This is a genomic window from Streptomyces sp. NPDC059989 (assembly GCF_042736975.1).
Classification (GTDB): domain Bacteria; phylum Actinomycetota; class Actinomycetes; order Streptomycetales; family Streptomycetaceae; genus Streptomyces.
On sequence record NZ_JBHWUO010000027.1, the window covers coordinates 87,152 to 103,175 of the forward strand.

General features: G+C 72.0%; 16 protein-coding genes. 13 read left to right on the forward strand and 3 right to left on the reverse strand.

Going from position 1 to position 16,024, the window contains the following annotated elements:
- Positions 1-14: 14 nt before the first annotated feature.
- On the forward strand, positions 15-710 hold the full coding sequence (locus tag ACFWBN_RS24070; protein WP_385178974.1) for an HdeD family acid-resistance protein: 696 nt from the start codon (positions 15-17) through the stop codon (positions 708-710).
- 94 nt (positions 711-804) lie between these two features.
- On the forward strand, positions 805-1,344 hold the full coding sequence (locus tag ACFWBN_RS24075) for an ATP-binding protein (RefSeq protein ID WP_385178975.1): 540 nt from the start codon (positions 805-807) through the stop codon (positions 1,342-1,344).
- A 44-nt stretch (positions 1,345-1,388) separates the two neighbouring features.
- Here ACFWBN_RS24075 and idi read toward each other — a convergent pair whose 3' ends face one another.
- The 3 genes from idi to ACFWBN_RS24090 all read right to left on the reverse strand — a co-directional run bounded on the left by idi (position 1,389) and on the right by ACFWBN_RS24090 (position 3,999).
- Positions 1,389-1,988 carry an isopentenyl-diphosphate Delta-isomerase gene (gene idi / locus ACFWBN_RS24080; protein ID WP_385178976.1) on the reverse strand — a complete coding sequence of 200 codons (600 nt, stop codon included), beginning with the start codon at positions 1,986-1,988 and terminating at the stop codon, positions 1,389-1,391.
- Between the two features lie 143 nt (positions 1,989-2,131).
- Positions 2,132-3,439, reverse strand: a complete 1,308-nt coding sequence (locus ACFWBN_RS24085; RefSeq protein WP_385178977.1) for a GNAT family N-acetyltransferase — start codon at positions 3,437-3,439, stop codon at positions 2,132-2,134.
- A 422-nt stretch (positions 3,440-3,861) separates the two neighbouring features.
- Positions 3,862-3,999, reverse strand: coding sequence for a hypothetical protein (locus ACFWBN_RS24090; RefSeq protein WP_385178978.1), 138 nt, complete (start codon positions 3,997-3,999; stop codon positions 3,862-3,864).
- Here ACFWBN_RS24090 and ACFWBN_RS24095 point away from each other — a divergent pair.
- The 11 genes from ACFWBN_RS24095 to ACFWBN_RS24145 all read left to right on the forward strand — a co-directional run bounded on the left by ACFWBN_RS24095 (position 3,976) and on the right by ACFWBN_RS24145 (position 16,016).
- A complete protein-coding gene (locus ACFWBN_RS24095) occupies positions 3,976-5,601 on the forward strand; it encodes a DUF5941 domain-containing protein (RefSeq protein WP_385178979.1) in 1,626 nt (541 codons plus the stop codon). The genes ACFWBN_RS24090 and ACFWBN_RS24095 overlap by 24 nt on opposite strands.
- A complete protein-coding gene (locus tag ACFWBN_RS24100; protein ID WP_385178980.1) occupies positions 5,598-6,350 on the forward strand; it encodes a sugar phosphate nucleotidyltransferase in 753 nt (250 codons plus the stop codon). Before ACFWBN_RS24095 ends, ACFWBN_RS24100 begins: the two co-directional genes overlap by 4 nt.
- Positions 6,338-7,399 (forward strand): iron-containing alcohol dehydrogenase family protein, encoded by a 1,062-nt coding sequence (locus tag ACFWBN_RS24105; RefSeq protein WP_385178981.1) that lies wholly within the window; start codon positions 6,338-6,340, stop codon positions 7,397-7,399. Before ACFWBN_RS24100 ends, ACFWBN_RS24105 begins: the two co-directional genes overlap by 13 nt.
- Positions 7,377-8,156 carry a CDP-alcohol phosphatidyltransferase family protein gene (locus tag ACFWBN_RS24110; protein WP_385178982.1) on the forward strand — a complete coding sequence of 260 codons (780 nt, stop codon included), beginning with the start codon at positions 7,377-7,379 and terminating at the stop codon, positions 8,154-8,156. Before ACFWBN_RS24105 ends, ACFWBN_RS24110 begins: the two co-directional genes overlap by 23 nt.
- A gap of 8 nt (positions 8,157-8,164) precedes the next feature.
- Positions 8,165-9,037 carry a glycosyltransferase family 2 protein gene (locus ACFWBN_RS24115; RefSeq protein ID WP_385178998.1) on the forward strand — a complete coding sequence of 291 codons (873 nt, stop codon included), beginning with the start codon at positions 8,165-8,167 and terminating at the stop codon, positions 9,035-9,037.
- A gap of 94 nt (positions 9,038-9,131) precedes the next feature.
- Entirely contained in the window at positions 9,132-10,061 is a 930-nt protein-coding gene (locus tag ACFWBN_RS24120) for an ABC transporter permease (protein ID WP_385178983.1), read from the forward strand.
- A complete protein-coding gene (locus ACFWBN_RS24125; RefSeq protein ID WP_385178984.1) occupies positions 10,054-10,836 on the forward strand; it encodes an ABC transporter ATP-binding protein in 783 nt (260 codons plus the stop codon). The genes ACFWBN_RS24120 and ACFWBN_RS24125 overlap by 8 nt, the downstream gene beginning before the upstream one ends.
- A gap of 381 nt (positions 10,837-11,217) precedes the next feature.
- On the forward strand, positions 11,218-12,147 hold the full coding sequence (gene hpnC / locus ACFWBN_RS24130; RefSeq protein ID WP_385178985.1) for a squalene synthase HpnC: 930 nt from the start codon (positions 11,218-11,220) through the stop codon (positions 12,145-12,147).
- Entirely contained in the window at positions 12,144-13,109 is a 966-nt protein-coding gene (gene hpnD, locus ACFWBN_RS24135) for a presqualene diphosphate synthase HpnD (RefSeq protein ID WP_385178986.1), read from the forward strand. The genes hpnC and hpnD overlap by 4 nt, the downstream gene beginning before the upstream one ends.
- 370 nt (positions 13,110-13,479) lie before the next feature.
- Positions 13,480-14,859, forward strand: coding sequence for a hydroxysqualene dehydroxylase HpnE (hpnE, locus tag ACFWBN_RS24140; RefSeq protein WP_385178987.1), 1,380 nt, complete (start codon positions 13,480-13,482; stop codon positions 14,857-14,859).
- A gap of 56 nt (positions 14,860-14,915) precedes the next feature.
- On the forward strand, positions 14,916-16,016 hold the full coding sequence (locus tag ACFWBN_RS24145) for a polyprenyl synthetase family protein (RefSeq protein ID WP_385178988.1): 1,101 nt from the start codon (positions 14,916-14,918) through the stop codon (positions 16,014-16,016).
- The last annotated feature ends 8 nt before the right edge of the window (positions 16,017-16,024 follow it).

The window sequence follows — 16,024 nt, forward strand, 5'->3', positions numbered from 1 at the left end:
GAGGAGGCAGGCTCATGGCCGCAGACCGTACCGACGGCAAGGGCGCGGGCGGCGCCAGGGGCCGGGAACCACAGCGGGAGAAGAAGCAGCTCAACCGCAGTTTCGGGCTGCTGGCCCTGCTCGGGGTGATTCTCGTGCTGGCCGGTCTGGTCGGCTTGGTCTACAGCGGTGTGGCCACCCTGACCTCGATGTTCCTCTTCGGCTGGCTGCTGCTGATCGGCGGTGTCGTGGGCCTGGTCCACGCCGTGCAGTCGCGCAGGAGCAACTACTTCTGGCTCGCCGTCATCGTCGCCGCGATCAACCTGGCGGCCGGCTTCGTGATCCTGCGCCGCCCGGAGGCGAGCGCCGAGGCCCTGACGATGTTCGCCGCGCTGCTCTTCCTCACCGGCGGGGTGTTCCGGCTGGCCGGCTCCGTGGTGGTGCGCGGTCCGAACTTCGGGCTCTCGCTCGTCCAGGGTGCCTTCGGCATCCTGCTGGGCATCCTGATCCTGTGGAACTGGCCCGGCAACAGCCTGTACGTGATCGGTACCTTCTTCTCCCTCGCCCTCCTGTTCGACGGGCTGAGCCTGGTGGCCCTGGGCATGGGCGCCCGGCGCATCCTGGGGTTGGTCAGGGACGACGAGGCGGAGCCCGGTCCGGATGCGGCGGCCGATGCGAGCCAGGCGGCCGAGAAGCGCCCCACGGAAGATCAGGAACAGTCGAACAACTGACTCTGTCATACGCCAGTGGTCAGAAAGTGTCCGATTGACGCTGACTTCTGGTCAGCGGTCCGGTCAGGACCAGCCTGTTCCCCACTCTGGAGGCGTGGAGACGATCGAGCGTGAAGACGGGGGACGGAAGATGGATGTCAGCGGGAGCGTCCCGCCAGCCAGGGAGCCGGAGCCGCAGGCTCCGGCCGACCCCCTCGCGTACGAGGGAGTGTGGCGGTTCACCGCTCCCGCAGTAGAAGAATCCGTTCCGCAGGCGCGCCGCGCGGTCCGGGACCTGCTCGGGCGCCAGGGGGTGCCGGCCCACCAGGACCTCGTGTACTCCCTGCTGCTGATCGTCTCCGAGCTGGTGACGAACTCGGTCCGGCACGCCGCCCTGCTCTCGCCGGAGGTCGCCGTCGAGGTCGCGATCGGCCGCGAGTGGGTACGGGTGGCCGTCGAGGACAACCACCCCTACCGCCCCAAGGCGCTGGAGGCCGATTTCGGCCAGACCGGCGGCCGCGGGCTGCTCCTCGTACGGGAGGTCACGCTGGAGGCCGGCGGGGTCTGCGACGTCGAACACACCTCGACCGGCGGCAAGGTCATCTGGGCGGCCCTGCCGCTCACCGCACCGGCCCCCGCCACCCCCGTCGTCTGAACGACGCGGGCCGGGGGCCGGAAGGCCGGCGGCCACGACAGCGGCTACCAGCCCGCGGCTTCACCCGTCAGCTCGCGGATCGCGGGCCGCGCCGCGTCCAGCACGGTCATGAACCAGGCCGAGAACGGCACTTCGGCGTGCCGCTTCGCAAGCTCCTCGGCGGTCACGAAGGCGGTGTCCTCGACCTCCTCCGGATCCGGCCGCAGGACCGACTGCGCGAGTCCCACGAAAAGGTGGTTGAACTCCTGCTCCACCAGACCCGACGCGGGGTCCGGGTGGTTGTAGCGCACGGTCCCCGCCTCCGCCAGCAGCGAGGGCGACAGCCCCAGCTCCTCGTGGGTCCGCCGGGCCGCCGCCGCGAACGGAGACTCACCGGGATACGGGTGACCGCAGCACGTGTTCGACCAGACACCGGGGGAGTGGTACTTCCCGAGCGCCCGCTGCTGGAGCAGCAGGCGGCCCTGCTCGTCGAAGAGGAACACGGAGAACGCCCGGTGCAACTGCCCGGGCGCCTGATGGGCGGAGAGCTTCTCCGCCGTGCCGATGGTGTTCCCGGACTCGTCGACCAGTTCGAGCATGATCGGTTCTTGAGTTCCGGTGCCGTTGGTCGCGCTGTTCGCGGCGGTGGCTGGTGTGGTCGGCATACCCATCCTTCGCTTCGGACTTCGGCCTTCAGTCTGCCGTACAAAAGCGGCTTGCCCGCACTTACGCGTTCCGCGCATGTCTGCCCCCCGCCGCGTGATAAGCGGCGGGGGGCAGACACCCATCGCGTATTCCGCTTCCCGCGTCAGACCCCGAACGGAGCCGGATACCGGATGGTGCCCGACGGCACCGGAACGGAATCGTCCAGCACCAGCGCCATCAGCGCCTCGTCCGGGACCTCGAAGGGAGCCCGGATCCCGAAGCGCGAGGCCGGTACGAAACCGAAGCGCGGGTAGTACGCCGGGTGGCCCAGCACGAGGACCAGGGACTCCCCGCGCTCCCGGGCCGCCGCGAGCAGCGCCCGTACGACGGAACTGCCGGCGCCCGAGCGCTGCCGCGCCGGATCGGCGGCCACCGGGGCGAGCGCGAGCGCCCGTACCCCGTCGACCTTGCACACGGTGAGCAGGGCGTGCGCCGCCACCGACCCGTCCGGGCCCTCGGCCACGTACGACAGCCCGGGCACCCAGGAGTCGTCCGCGCGCAGCGCGTCCACGAGATCCGCCTCCAGCGGTGTCCCGAACGCCGCCAGGTTGACGGCCCGTACGGCGGCCGTGTCGGCCGCGGTCTCCGGGCGGGCCGGCCAGGCGTCCCCGTCCCCGGCGGTCACCGGGCGCAGGACGTAGCCCGTGTACCCGTACTCGTGCCCGTGGCGGGCCCGTACGTCGAGCTCCTCGCGCGTGGCGGCCAGCGCGGCCGCCATCGCGGGGGTCGAGGGCCCGGTGGACCGGGCCCGCCCGGCGAGGGGACCGTAGTACTCGGCCCAGTCGGAGTCGGGCAGGTGGTGCACGCCGAGCACCTGGTACCCGGCGGCCTGGGCGGCCGCGAGGTTCCGCGCGGTGGAGCGCAGCGGGTACTCCCGGTCCCAGAAGGCGCGCGCCCCGGCGGACGGCTCCCCGACGGTCCACTCGCACTCGGTCAGCACGAGGGTGCCGCCCGGGGCGAGCAGCCGCTTCCACCGCGCCAGCGCGGCGGCGAAGCCGATGATGTAGGCGGAGCCCTCCGCCCACACGAGGTCGAAGGAGCCGTCCTCGTAGGGGAGCGCGCCCATGTCCCCCTCGACGGGGAGGACGCGGTCCGCGAGGCCGCGGGCCTCCGCGGCCGTGCGGAGCTCTTCGAGGAAGGGGCCGTGGCGGTCCACGGCGGTCACCTCGGCGAGGCCCGCCCCGCCCGCCTCGGCGGCGAGCAGCAGGGCGCTGCGGCCCGGACCGCAGCCCAGGTCGAGGACGCGCGGCCGCTCGGGCAGCGGTCCGCACAGGGACAGCAGGTGCCGGGTACTGGCGCTGGAACCGGGGGCCTGCCGGGGCAGGCCGTGGTGCAGCTCGAAGAACGCCTCCCAGAAGGCGGCGCCGGAGAAGGCGGTGGTGTCGGTGTGACTGTGGGTGTTGTCGGTCAACGTGAACCCTTGGAACGGGGGCCCCGGCCGACGAGGCACACCCCAGCGGTGGCTGGGGGAGATCAGCGGATGATCAGGCCTGGCCGGATGCCCGGAGGAGAGGGGGGATGCACCGGAGTTCGCTGCGCATGGCCGCGACCACTACGACGGTCATCAACCCACCTCTTTCCACTCGGCTCGATCAGGGGCGTGTCCACCGTAACACCGACGCCGTTTGTGGTACCGCGCGGTGATCGTCAATGATGACCCGGCAGGCCCGGAGCCCCGGGACGTACGGCTTATCGGGGTGTAAACGGGCGGTGAACCCCCGCTTCCATTCATCCGATAGCCTCTGCCGACGCGCCGCCGCCCCCCGAGGCGCCCGTTACAAGGAGTGAGTTCGTCTGCCGACCGCCATCCTCACCGGCCTGCCGGTTCCCGGATCACCGCTCGCGGACGAGCTGCGCTCCCTCGGCTTCGAGGTCCGCCCCGCAGCGGGTCCCGAGGACGTCGCCGCCGCTCTGGGCGCCGTACCCGCCGACCAGCGGGTGGCCGTCGTGGACAGCGCCTTCGTCGGACACCTGCACGCCCTGCGCCTCGCGCTGACCGACCCCCGCTTCGACGCCTGCGCCGTCACCGGCGCCCTCGCCGTGCAGCCGGGTGCCCGGGCCGCCCTGGACCGGGCCGCCGCGACCGCGGGCCGCGGCCGGGTTCCGTACCCCGACCTGCTCGCCGCCGAAGTGGAGGCCGCCGGGACCGCCGTCCAGCGGCCGGAGCTCGGCACGCTCGTCGCCGCCGTCCCGGCCACCGACGAGGAGCACCGCACGGCCGCCGCCGCGGTCGCCGCGGTCGACGACGAGGCCGTACGCCTGCGGACCGCCGTGAAGTCCCGCGACGGCTTCTTCACCACCTTCTTCATCAGCCCGTACTCGCGCTACATCGCCCGCTGGTGCGCGCGCCGCGGCCTGACCCCGAACCAGGTCACCACCGCCTCGCTGATCACCGCGCTGATCGCGGCCGGCTGCGCCGCCACCGGCGAGCGCTGGGGCTACGTCGCCGCCGGCGTGCTGCTCCTCGTCTCCTTCGTCCTGGACTGCACCGACGGGCAGCTCGCCCGCTACTCGCTCCAGTACTCGACGATGGGCGCCTGGCTCGACGCCACCTTCGACCGCGCGAAGGAGTACGCCTTCTACGCGGGCCTCGCGCTCGGCGCGGCGAGGAGCGGCGACGACGTATGGGCCCTCGCGCTCGGCTCGATGATCCTCATGACCTGCCGGCACGTCGTCGACTTCTCCTTCAACGAGGCGAACCACGACGCCACGGCCAATACGAGCCCGACGGCCGCCCTGTCCGACAGGCTCGACAGCGTCGGCTGGACGGTCTGGGTCCGGCGCATGATCATCCTGCCGATCGGCGAGCGCTGGGCCATGATCGCGGTGCTGACCGCCACGACCACCCCCCGCATCGTCTTCTACGCCCTGCTCGTCGGCTGCGCCTTCGGTGCGCTCTACACCACCGCGGGCCGCGTCCTGCGCTCCCTGACGCGCAAGGCCACCCGGACCGACCGGGCCGCCCAGGCCCTCGCGGACCTCGCCGACTCCGCCGTGCTCGCCTGGACCGGCCCGGCCCGTCGCACGAAGCGGCGGCCGAACTTCGAAGCGGTGGGGCTGGCCCTGGCCGGCTCCGTACTGATGGCCGGCGCCGCCGTGACCCGAGACTTCGCCACCCCCTGGCTGATCGGGACCGCCGTGGCCTACGTCTGCTTCGCCGGGGCGGCGGTCTCGGGCCCCCTCAGGGGCCCCCTCGACTGGCTCGTCCCGCCTCTCTTCCGGTTCGCCGAGTACGTGACCGTCCTCGCCCTCGCCGCCAAGGCGGACGTCCCCGGGGCCCTTCCCGCGGCATTCGGACTGGTCGCGGCCGTCGCCTACCATCACTACGACACGGTCTACCGCATCCGCGGTGGCTCGGGCGCGCCCCCGCACTGGCTGGTGCGGGTGATCGGCGGTCACGAGGGCCGGGTCCTGCTGACCGTGGTCCTGGCCGTCGTCCTGCCCCGGGACGCGTTCCCCGTCGCGCTCACGGCCATGGCCGTGTTCGTGGCACTGGTGGTGCTCGTGGAGAGCATCCGCTTCTGGGTCTCCTCCGGAGCACCCGCCGTACATGACGAAGGAGAACCAGCATGATCGGCCTTGTACTCGCGGCCGGTGCCGGACGCCGCCTGCGTCCCTACACCGACACCCTCCCCAAGGCCCTCGTGCCCGTCGGCCCCGAGGGCCAGGAGGAGAGCCTCACGGTCCTCGACCTGACGCTCGGCAACTTCGCCGAGGTCGGCCTCACCGAGGTCGCCATCGTCGTCGGCTACCGCAAGGAGGCCGTCTACGAGCGCCGCGAGGCGCTGGAGGCCAAGTACGGCGTCAAGATCACGCTGATCGACAACGACAAGGCCGAGGAGTGGAACAACGCCTACTCCCTGTGGTGCGCGCGTGACGTCCTCAAGCAGGGCGTGATCCTCGCCAACGGCGACACCGTCCACCCGGTCTCCGTCGAGAAGACCCTGCTCGCCGCCCGCGGCAACGGCCAGAAGATCATCCTCGCCCTCGACACGGTCAAGCACCTGGCCGACGAGGAGATGAAGGTCATCACCGCCGACGGGCAGGGTGTCCGGAAGATCACCAAGCTGATGGACCCGGCCACCGCGACCGGCGAGTACATCGGTGTCACCCTCATCGAGCCCGAGGCCGCCGAGCAGCTCGCCGAGGCCCTGAAGACCACCTTCGAGCGCGACCCCGACCTCTACTACGAGGACGGCTACCAGCAGCTCGTCAACGACGGCTTCACCATCGACGTGGCCCCCATCGGCGACGTCAAGTGGGTCGAGATCGACAACCACGACGACCTCGCCAAGGGCCGGACGATCGCATGCCAGTACTGACGAGGCTCATCCCCTCGCCGGTCGTCGTCGACATCAGCTGCGGGGCGATGGACAAGCTGGTCGGCATCCTGGCCGACCAGCGGATCTCCGCGTCCGGCACGCTCGCGATCGCGATCAGCGGCGGCTCCGGCGTCGCACTGCGCGCCAAGCTGGAGCCGGTGCTGCCGAACGCCGACTGGTACCCCGTCGTCGACGGCACCATCGACTCCGCGGTCAAGCTGGCCGACGACATAAAGGGCCGCCGCTACGACGCCGTCGTGGGCCTGGGCGGCGGCAAGATCATCGACGTGGCGAAGTACGCCGCGGCGCGGGTCGGGCTGCCCATAGTGGCCGTCGCCACCAACCTTTCGCACGACGGCATCTGCTCGCCGGTGTCCATCCTGGACAACGACAACGGACGCGGCTCCTACGGCGTCCCGACGCCGATCGCCATGGTCATCGACCTCGACGTGATCAAGGAAGCCCCGGTGCGGTTCGTCCGCGCCGGCATCGGCGACGCGATCTCCAACATCTCGGCCATCGCCGACTGGGAGCTCTCGCACCGCGTCAACGGCGAGCCCGTCGACGGCCTGGCCGCCGCCATGGCCCGTACGGCCGGCGAGTCCGTGCTGCGCCACCCCGGCGGCTGCGGCGACGACGAGTTCCTCACCGTGCTCTCCGAGGCCCTCGTCCTCTCCGGCATCGCCATGTCGATCAGCGGCGACAGCCGCCCCTCGTCCGGTGCCTGCCACGAGATCAGCCACGCCTTCGACCTGCTCTACCCGGGGCGCTCCGCGCTCCACGGCGAGCAGGTCGGCATCGGCGCCGCCTTCGCGATGCACCTGCGCGGCGCCGAGCAGCAGTCCGGGCTCTTCGTCGAGGTGCTGCGGCGGCACGGCCTGCCGGTGCTGCCCGACGAGATCGGGTTCAGCGTCGACGAGTTCGTCACGGCCGTCGAGTACGCCCCGCAGACCCGCCCCGGACGCTTCACGATCCTGGAGCACCTCAACCTGTCCGCCGCCGAGATCAGGGACGCGTACGCCGACTATGCCCAGACCATCCGTAGCTGAACTCCGGCCCGTCGTCCACCCGCCGGGCGTCAAGGACCGGCGGAGCGGCGAGCACTGGGGCGGGCGCCTCTACATGCGCGAGATCTCCCTGCGCATCACCCGCTTCCTGGTCACCACCAAGGTCACGCCGAACCAGCTGACCTACGTGATGACCCTCGCCGGCGTGCTCGCCGCCCCGGCCCTGCTGGTGCCGGGCGTCTGGGGCGCGGTCCTCGGCGTGGTCGCGGTCCAGATGTACCTGCTGCTCGACTGCGTCGACGGGGAGGTCGCCCGCTGGAAGAAGCAGTTCTCGCTGTCCGGCGTGTACCTGGACCGGGTCGGCGCCTACCTGTGCGACGCGGCGGTCCTGGTCGGCTTCGGCCTGCGCGCCGCGGACCTGTGGGGCGGCGGCCGGATCGACTGGCTGTGGGCCTTCCTGGGCACCCTCGCGGCGCTCGGCGCGATCCTGATCAAGGCCGAGACCGACCTGGTCGGCGTCGCCCGGCACCAGGTCGGCAAGGAGCCGGTCAAGGAAGCGGCGTCCGAGCCGCGCTCGTCCGGCATGGCGGTCGCCCGCCGGGCCGCGGCCGCGCTGAAGTTCCACCGCCTGATCCTCGGCATCGAGGCCTCCCTGCTCATCCTGGTACTGGCTGTCCTGGACCAGGTCCGGGGCGACCTGTACTTCTCCCGGCTCGGCGTCGCCGTGCTGGCCGGCATCGCGCTGCTCCAGACGGTGCTGCACCTGGTGTCGGTCCTGGCCTCCAGCAGGCTCAAGTGACCGCGCCGATGCGGCTGGGCGCCGTGATCATCACCATGGGCAACCGGCCGGACGACCTCAAGGCGCTCCTCGACTCGGTCGCCCGCCAGCAGGGCGACCCCGTCGAGGTCGTCGTCGTGGGCCAGGGCGTCGAGGTCACCGGACTCCCCGAGGGCGTGCGCAGTGTCTCGCTGCCCGAGAACCTGGGCATCCCCGGCGGCCGCAACGTCGGCATCGAGGCCTTCGGCCCCGGCGGCCGCGAGGTGGACGCCCTGCTCTTCCTGGACGACGACGGGCTGCTGGAGCGCACCGACACCGCCGAGCTGTGCCGCCAGGCCTTCACCGAGGACCCGGGCCTGGGGATCATCAGCTTCCGGATCGCCGATCCGGAGACCGGCGAGACCCAGCGCCGGCACGTGCCGCGGCTGCGCGCCTCGGACCCGATGCGCTCCTCCCGCGTGACCACCTTCCTGGGCGGCGCCAATGCCGTCCGCACGACGGTGTTCGAGCAGGTCGGAGGATTGCCCGGGGAGTTCTTCTACGCTCACGAGGAGACCGACCTGGCCTGGCGGGCGCTCGACGCGGGGTGGTCGATCGACTACCGGGCGGACATGGTGCTGCTGCACCCGACGACCGCCCCCTCCCGGCACGCGGTCTACCACCGTATGGTTGCCCGTAACCGGGTGTGGCTCGCCCGCCGCAACCTGCCCGCACCGCTGGTGCCGGTCTACCTGGGCGTCTGGCTCCTGCTGACGCTCCTGCGCAGGCCTTCCGTACCGGCGCTCAAGGCCTGGTTCGGCGGGTTCAGGGAGGGGTGGACCACTCCCTGCGGTCCCCGCCGCCCCATGAGATGGCGTACGGTCTGGCGGTTGACCCGACTGGGCCGACCACCTGTCATCTGACGAGCCCGCGTCTGGGAACATGGCGCGATCACGGGCCTCGCGCCACCAGCCTGATGCCCTTCCTGCCGCATCTTGAAGACGAAAGTTTCAACTTGTGAGTGACACAACCCACGATGGCGCACTTGCCACGAGCAGGCCGCCGTCCGCAGACGCGGGGCTGAGCCCTGCGGAGCTCGCCAGGAAGTACGGCCTCTCCGTGAGCGGAGCCCGGCCGGGTCTCGGCGAGTACGTGCGGCAGCTCTGGGGCCGGCGCCACTTCATCATGGCCTTCTCCCGGGCCAAGCTGGTCGCGCAGTACAGCCAGGCCAAGCTCGGCCAGGTCTGGCAGGTGGCGACACCACTGCTGAACGCCCTGGTCTACTACCTGATCTTCGGCCTGATCATGAACGCGGGCCGGGGTATGGAGAAGGGGGTCTATATCCCCTTCCTGGTGGTGGGCATCTTCGTCTTCAGCTTCACCCAGAGCTCGCTGATGGCGGGCGTCCGTGCCATTCCGGGCAACCTCGGACTGGTCCGCGCCCTGCACTTCCCGCGGGCGTCGCTGCCGATCTCCTTCTCGATGCAGCAGCTCCAGCAGCTGCTCTACTCGATGATCGTCGTCGTCATCGTCGTGGTGTCCTTCGGGAGCTTCCCGAAGCTGTCGTGGCTGCTGGTGCTCCCGTGCCTGGTGCTGCAGTTCGTCTTCAACACGGGGCTCGCGCTGATCTTCGCGCGGATGGGCTCCAAGACCCCCGACCTCGCGCAGCTGATGCCGTTCGTCACGCGTACGTGGATGTACTCCTCGGGCGTCATGTTCTCGATCAACGAGATGCTCAAGGGCAAGCCCTCGTGGATCGCCGACGTGCTCCAGTGGAACCCCGCGGCGATCTACATGGACCTGATCCGCTTCGCGCTGATCGACAACTACGGCGCGGAGAACCTGCCCCCGCACGTGTGGGCCTTCGCCGTCGGCTGGGCCGTCGTGATCGGCCTCGGCGGTTTCGTGTACTTCTGGAAGGCTGAGGAGCGTTACGGCCGTGGCTGAGAACACCCAGGGGCGCGTCCCCACCGTCATCGCCGACGACGTGCACATCGTCTACCGCGTCAACGTAGGCAGCTCCGGCAAGGGCAACGCCACCGCGGCGCTGAACAAGATAATCCGCCGGGGCAAGGGCGACGCACCGGGCGTCCGCCGGGTCCACGCCGTGCGCGGTGTCTCCTTCACGGCCTACCGCGGCGAGGCCATCGGCCTCATCGGCTCGAACGGCTCCGGCAAGTCCACCCTGCTGCGCGCCATCGCGGGCCTGCTGCCCTGCGAGGCCGGCAAGGTCTACACCGACGGCCAGCCCTCGCTGCTGGGTGTCAACGCGGCGCTGATGAACGACCTGACCGGCGAGCGCAACATCGTCCTCGGCGGCCTCGCGATGGGCATGACCCGCGAGCAGATCAAGGAGCGCTACCAGGACATCGTCGACTTCTCCGGCATCAACGAGAAGGGCGACTTCATCTCCCTGCCGATGCGCACCTACTCCTCCGGCATGGGCGCCCGCCTGCGGTTCTCCATCGCCGCGGCCAAGGACCACGACGTCCTGATGATCGACGAAGCCCTGGCCACCGGCGACCGCAGCTTCCAGGTGCGCTCGGAGAACCGCATCCGCGAACTGCGGCAGAAGGCCGGCACGGTCTTCCTGGTGAGCCACAACAACAAGTCCATCCGCGACACCTGCGACCGGGTGCTGTGGCTGGAAAAGGGCGAACTCCTGATGGACGGGCCCACGGAGGAAGTCGTCTCGGCGTACGAGAAGGCGTCCAACGGCTGACCGCCGCGCCGCCCCCGGGCCGACCGCCCGAGGCCCCCGCCGCTCCGTGCGGCGGGGGCCTCGGCGTGTCCGCGACGTGCACCGCGCCGCTTCCGCCGCCGGGACGCCGGCGCCGTGCCGGCGACATGAGGTGGCGGAGCGAATACCCGAGAGGCCTCCGCGGCGTTGTACAGCGTAAGCTGAAGCAGTCCTGAATCGCGGCAAGAGGGGACGATTCCCCGCAGGTGAACGGCCCTGGGGGAGCCCCCGGGAAACCGCGGCGGCGTGTCCGAAATAGGATGTATTGGGTCGGCAGTGTAGAACGGGAGATGTGACGGCAATGGCTACGGGAATTCTCCGGCCCCCAGGCATTACGGCCGTCCCCGCCCCGGGCGGCGGGCGGTGACCCCGGGGCACGGCATCCGTCCCCAGTCCGACACGGCCCACGCGCGCGCCACCCTCGACAAGGCCGCGACGGAGAACTTCCCCGTCGCCCCCGCCTTCCTCCCCCGCGCCTGGCGGGATGGCCTGATGGCGGTGTACGGATACGCCCGACTCGTCGACGACATCGGCGACGGCGACCTCGCCCCCGGCGGCCGCGACGCCGTCCTGCTCGGCCTCGACCCGGCCGCCGCCGACGACCGCCCCGCCATGCTCGACGCCTTCGAGGCCGACCTGCTGCGCGTGTTCGGCGGCACCGACGGCCCCCCGCGCCACCCCCTGCTCCTCGCCCTGCAGCCCGTCGTCCGCGAACACGGCCTCGCCCCCGAGCCGTTCCTCGCGCTGATCGAGGCCAACCGCCAGGACCAACGGATCGCGCGCTACGAGACGTACGGGGACCTCCTCGCCTACTGCGAGCTCTCCGCCAACCCGGTGGGCCGCCTCGTGCTGTCCCTCACCGGCACCGCCACCCCCGAGCGGATCCGCCGCTCCGACGCGGTCTGCACCGCCCTGCAGATCGCCGAACACCTCCAGGACGTGGCCGAGGACCTCGGCCGGGACCGGATCTACCTCCCCGCCGAGGACATGCGGCGCTTCCACGTCGGCGAGGCCGATCTGAAGGCCCCGACCGCCGGCGCGTCCGTACGCGCCCTGGTCGCATTCGAAACTGAACGCGCACGCGAGCTCCTGAATGAAGGCACCCCGCTCGTGGGTAGCGTGCACGGCAGACTCCGACTGCTCCTCGCGGGCTTCGTGGGAGGGGGGCGGGCAGCCCTGCGAGCCGTCACCGCCGCCGGCTTCGACGTACTTCCCGGCCCGCCCAAGCCCACCAGGAGCGGTCTGCTCCGCGAGGTGGCCGCCGTCCTGCGCACAGCGCCGAGAAAGGGGTGAGCCCGGTGGAGGGCCCCACACACGCGTCCGCACCGACCGCACTGTCCGCACCGGTTTCGGCGGCGTACAGCTACTGCGAGGCCGTCACCGGATCACAGGCGCGCAACTTCGCGTACGGGATCCGGTTGCTGCCGACCGACAAGCGGCAGGCGATGTCCGCGCTGTACGCCTTCTCCCGGCGGGTCGACGACATCGGCGACGGCACGCTGGCGCCCGACGCCAAGCTGGCCCGCCTGGAGGAGACCCGCGCCCTGCTCGGACGGATCCGGGCCGAGGAGATCGACGAGGACGACACCGACCCGGTCGCCGTCGCCCTCGCGCACGCCGCGCGCCGCTTCCCCATCCCGCTCGGCGGCCTCGACGAGCTCATCGACGGCGTCCTGATGGACGTGCGCGGCGAGACCTACGAGACCTGGGACGACCTCAAGGTCTACTGCCGCTGCGTGGCCGGGGCCATCGGACGGCTCTCGCTCGGCGTGTTCGGCACCACGGCCGGAGCGCGCGACGCCGACCGCGCCGGCGAGTACGCCGACACGCTCGGCCTCGCCCTGCAACTCACCAACATCCTCCGGGACGTTCGCGAGGACGCCGGCAACGGGCGCACCTACCTGCCCGCCGAGGACCTCGCCAAGTTCGGCTGCTCGGAAGGCTTCCACAGCGACCGGGCTCCCGAAGGCTCCGACTTCGCCGGGCTGGTCCACCACGAAGTCCGGCGCGCCCGGGCCCTGTTCGTCGAGGGCTACCGGCTGCTGCCGATGCTCGACCGGCGCAGCGGCGCCTGCGTGGCCGCCATGGCCGGCATCTACCGCCGCCTCCTCGACCGCATCGAGCGGGAGCCGGAGGCGGTGCTGCGGGGCCGCGTCTCGCTGCCGCCGCACGAGAAGGCGTACGTCGCCGTGCGCGGGCTCTCCGGCCTCGACGCCCGGACCATCTCCCGTCAGAGCACCCGGAGGCGGATCTGATGCCGCCGATCACCCGGCCCCCGGCCACCCGGCCTCCGGCCCCGACCTGCTCGTCCCCGGCTGCCGCCCCGGGGGCGCGCGCGGGCGTGTTCCCTGCGTGCGCGACCGCCGTGCCGCACCCGCGGCCGGCGGGTCGTCCCGGCGCAGGCCGTGCCCGGGCAACCACCGCGGCGGCGGGCGCGTCTCTTCCGGCGGGCTTCGCAGTCGCCGCAGGCGGAGCCGGGCCGTCGAGCGCGCCCGAACCCGCGCTGCACTCGGCCCGGGCCGACCGGTTCGGGCACGCGGCGGAGCCGGCCAGGGCCACGCCACGACACGCGTGGCACCGATGGACCGCCGCTCCGGCGGGCATCGACAGGACGGGGGAGGGTGCATGAGCGACAGCGACAACCGCGCCGTCGTCGTCGGCGGCGGACTCGCCGGGGTCACCACCGCCCTCGAACTCGCCGACGCCGGACTGCGAGTCACCCTGCTCGAAGGCCGCCCGCGGCTCGGCGGGCTCGCCTTCTCCTTCAAGCGCGGCGACCTCACCGTCGACAACGGCCAGCACGTCTACCTGCGCTGCTGCACCGCCTACCGCTGGTTCCTCGACCGCGTGGAAGGCGCCGACCTGGCCCCGCTGCAGGACCGGCTCGACGTGCCCGTCCTCGACGTCGCGCACCCCGGCGGCCCGCGCCTGGGACGGCTGCGCCGCAGCGCCCTGCCCGTCCCCCTGCACCTGGCCGGCTCCCTCGCCCGCTACCCGCACCTCTCCCTCGCGGAGCGCCTGAGCGTCGGCCGCGCCGCCCTCGCGCTGCGCCGCCTGGACCCCGCCGACCCGGCCCTGGACGGCCTGGACTTCGCGACCTGGCTCGGCCGCTACGGCCAGTCCCCGCGCACCATCGAGGCCCTGTGGGACCTCGTCGGCATCGCCACGCTCAACGCCACCGCCGAGCAGTCCTCGCTGGGCCTGGCCGCCATGGTCTTCAAGACCGGCCTGCTCTCCGAGAACGGCGCCGCCGACATCGGCTGGGCCCGCGTACCGCTCGGCGACCTGCACGACACGCTCGCCCGCAAGGCCCTCGACGCGGCCGGCGTACGGACCGAGCTGCGCACCCGGGTCACCGCCATCTCCCGTACGCCCGAAGGGAACTGGCGCGTCGACACCGAGGACGAGTCCCTCGACGCCGGCACCGTCGTCCTCGCAGTCCCGCAGCGCGAGGCACACGGACTGCTCCCGGCCGGGGCACTGCCCGACCCGGACAAGCTCCTCGACATCGGCACCGCGCCCATCCTCAACGTCCACGTCGTCTACGACCGCAAGGTGCTCAAGCAGCCCTTCTTCGCGGCGCTCGGCTCCCCGGTGCAGTGGGTCTTCGACCGCACCGACTCCTCCGGACTCCCCGACGGCGGCCAGTACCTCGCGCTCTCGCAGTCCGTCGCCCAGGACGACATCGACGAACCCGTCTCCGTCCTGCGCGCCAAGTACCTGCCCGAGCTGGAGCGGCTGCTGCCGGCCGCGCGCGGCGCCAAGGTACGGGACTTCTTCGTCACCCGGGAGCGGACGGCGACCTTCGCCCCCACCCCCGGCGTCGGCCGGCTGCGCCCCGGGGCGCGGACCGACACGCCGGGGCTCTACCTGGCCGGTGCGTGGACTGCCACCGGTTGGCCCGCGACCATGGAGAGCGCCGTCCGGAGCGGACTGAGCGCGGCGCACGCCGCACTCGCCGCGCTCGGCCGCCCCCGCGAACACCCTCTGCAGGAGGCGGCATGACGACGATCACCACCAGCACGACCGGCACAGCACGTACAGGAACAAGAGGAGAGCCAGTGAACCCGGGGAATCCGGCTGTCGAGAACACGGATGCCAGTGTGGGCACAGCCGGCGGGGGAGCGGAGAAGGCGGACACGATCGCCCTCCTGGAGCGCGGCCGCGCGCTGTCGACGCCCGCGCTCCGCGCCGCCGTCGACCGGCTCGCCGCGCCCATGGACACCGTCGCCGCCTACCACTTCGGCTGGATCGACGCCCAGGGCAACCCGGCGGACGGCGACGGCGGCAAGGCCGTCCGGCCCGCCCTCGCACTGCTCTCCGCCGAGGCCGCCGGCGCCACCGCCGAGGTCGGCATCCCCGGTGCCGTCGCCGTCGAGCTCGTGCACAACTTCTCGCTGCTGCACGACGACCTGATGGACGGCGACGAGCAGCGCCGCCACCGCGACACCGTGTGGAAGGTCCACGGCCCCGCCCTCGCGATCCTGGTCGGCGACGCCCTCTTCGCCCTCGCCAACGAGGTGCTGCTGGAGCTCGGCACGGTGGAGGCGGGCCGCGCGGCACGCCGGCTGACCACCGCCAGCCGCAAGCTCATCGACGGCCAGGCCCAGGACATCTCCTACGAGCACCGCGAGCGCGTCAGCGTCGAGGAGTGCCTGGAGATGGAGGGCAACAAGACCGGCGCCCTGCTCGCCTGCGCGGTCTCCATCGGGGCGGTGCTCGGCGGTGCGGACGACCGTACGGCCGACAAGCTGGAGGAGTACGGCTACCACCTGGGCCTCGCCTTCCAGGCCATCGACGACCTGCTCGGCATCTGGGGCGACCCGGAGTCCACCGGCAAGCAGACCTGGAGCGACCTGCGCCAGCGCAAGAAGTCCCTGCCCGTCGTCGCCGCCCTCGCGGCCGGCGGCCCGGCCTCGGTCGAACTGGCCGAGCTGCTCGCCGCGGACGCCAAGAGCAACGACTTCGAGAACTTCTCCGAGGAGGAGTTCGCGGCCCGCGCGGCGCTCATCGAGGCGGCCGGCGGCCGCCAGTGGACCGCCGACGAGGCGCGTCGGCAGCACGCCGTCGCGATCAGGGCCCTGGACGACGTCGACATGCCGCAGAAGGTCCGCGACCAGCTCGTCGCCCTCGCCGACTTCGTCGTCGTACGCAAGAGGTGAACGCCGCG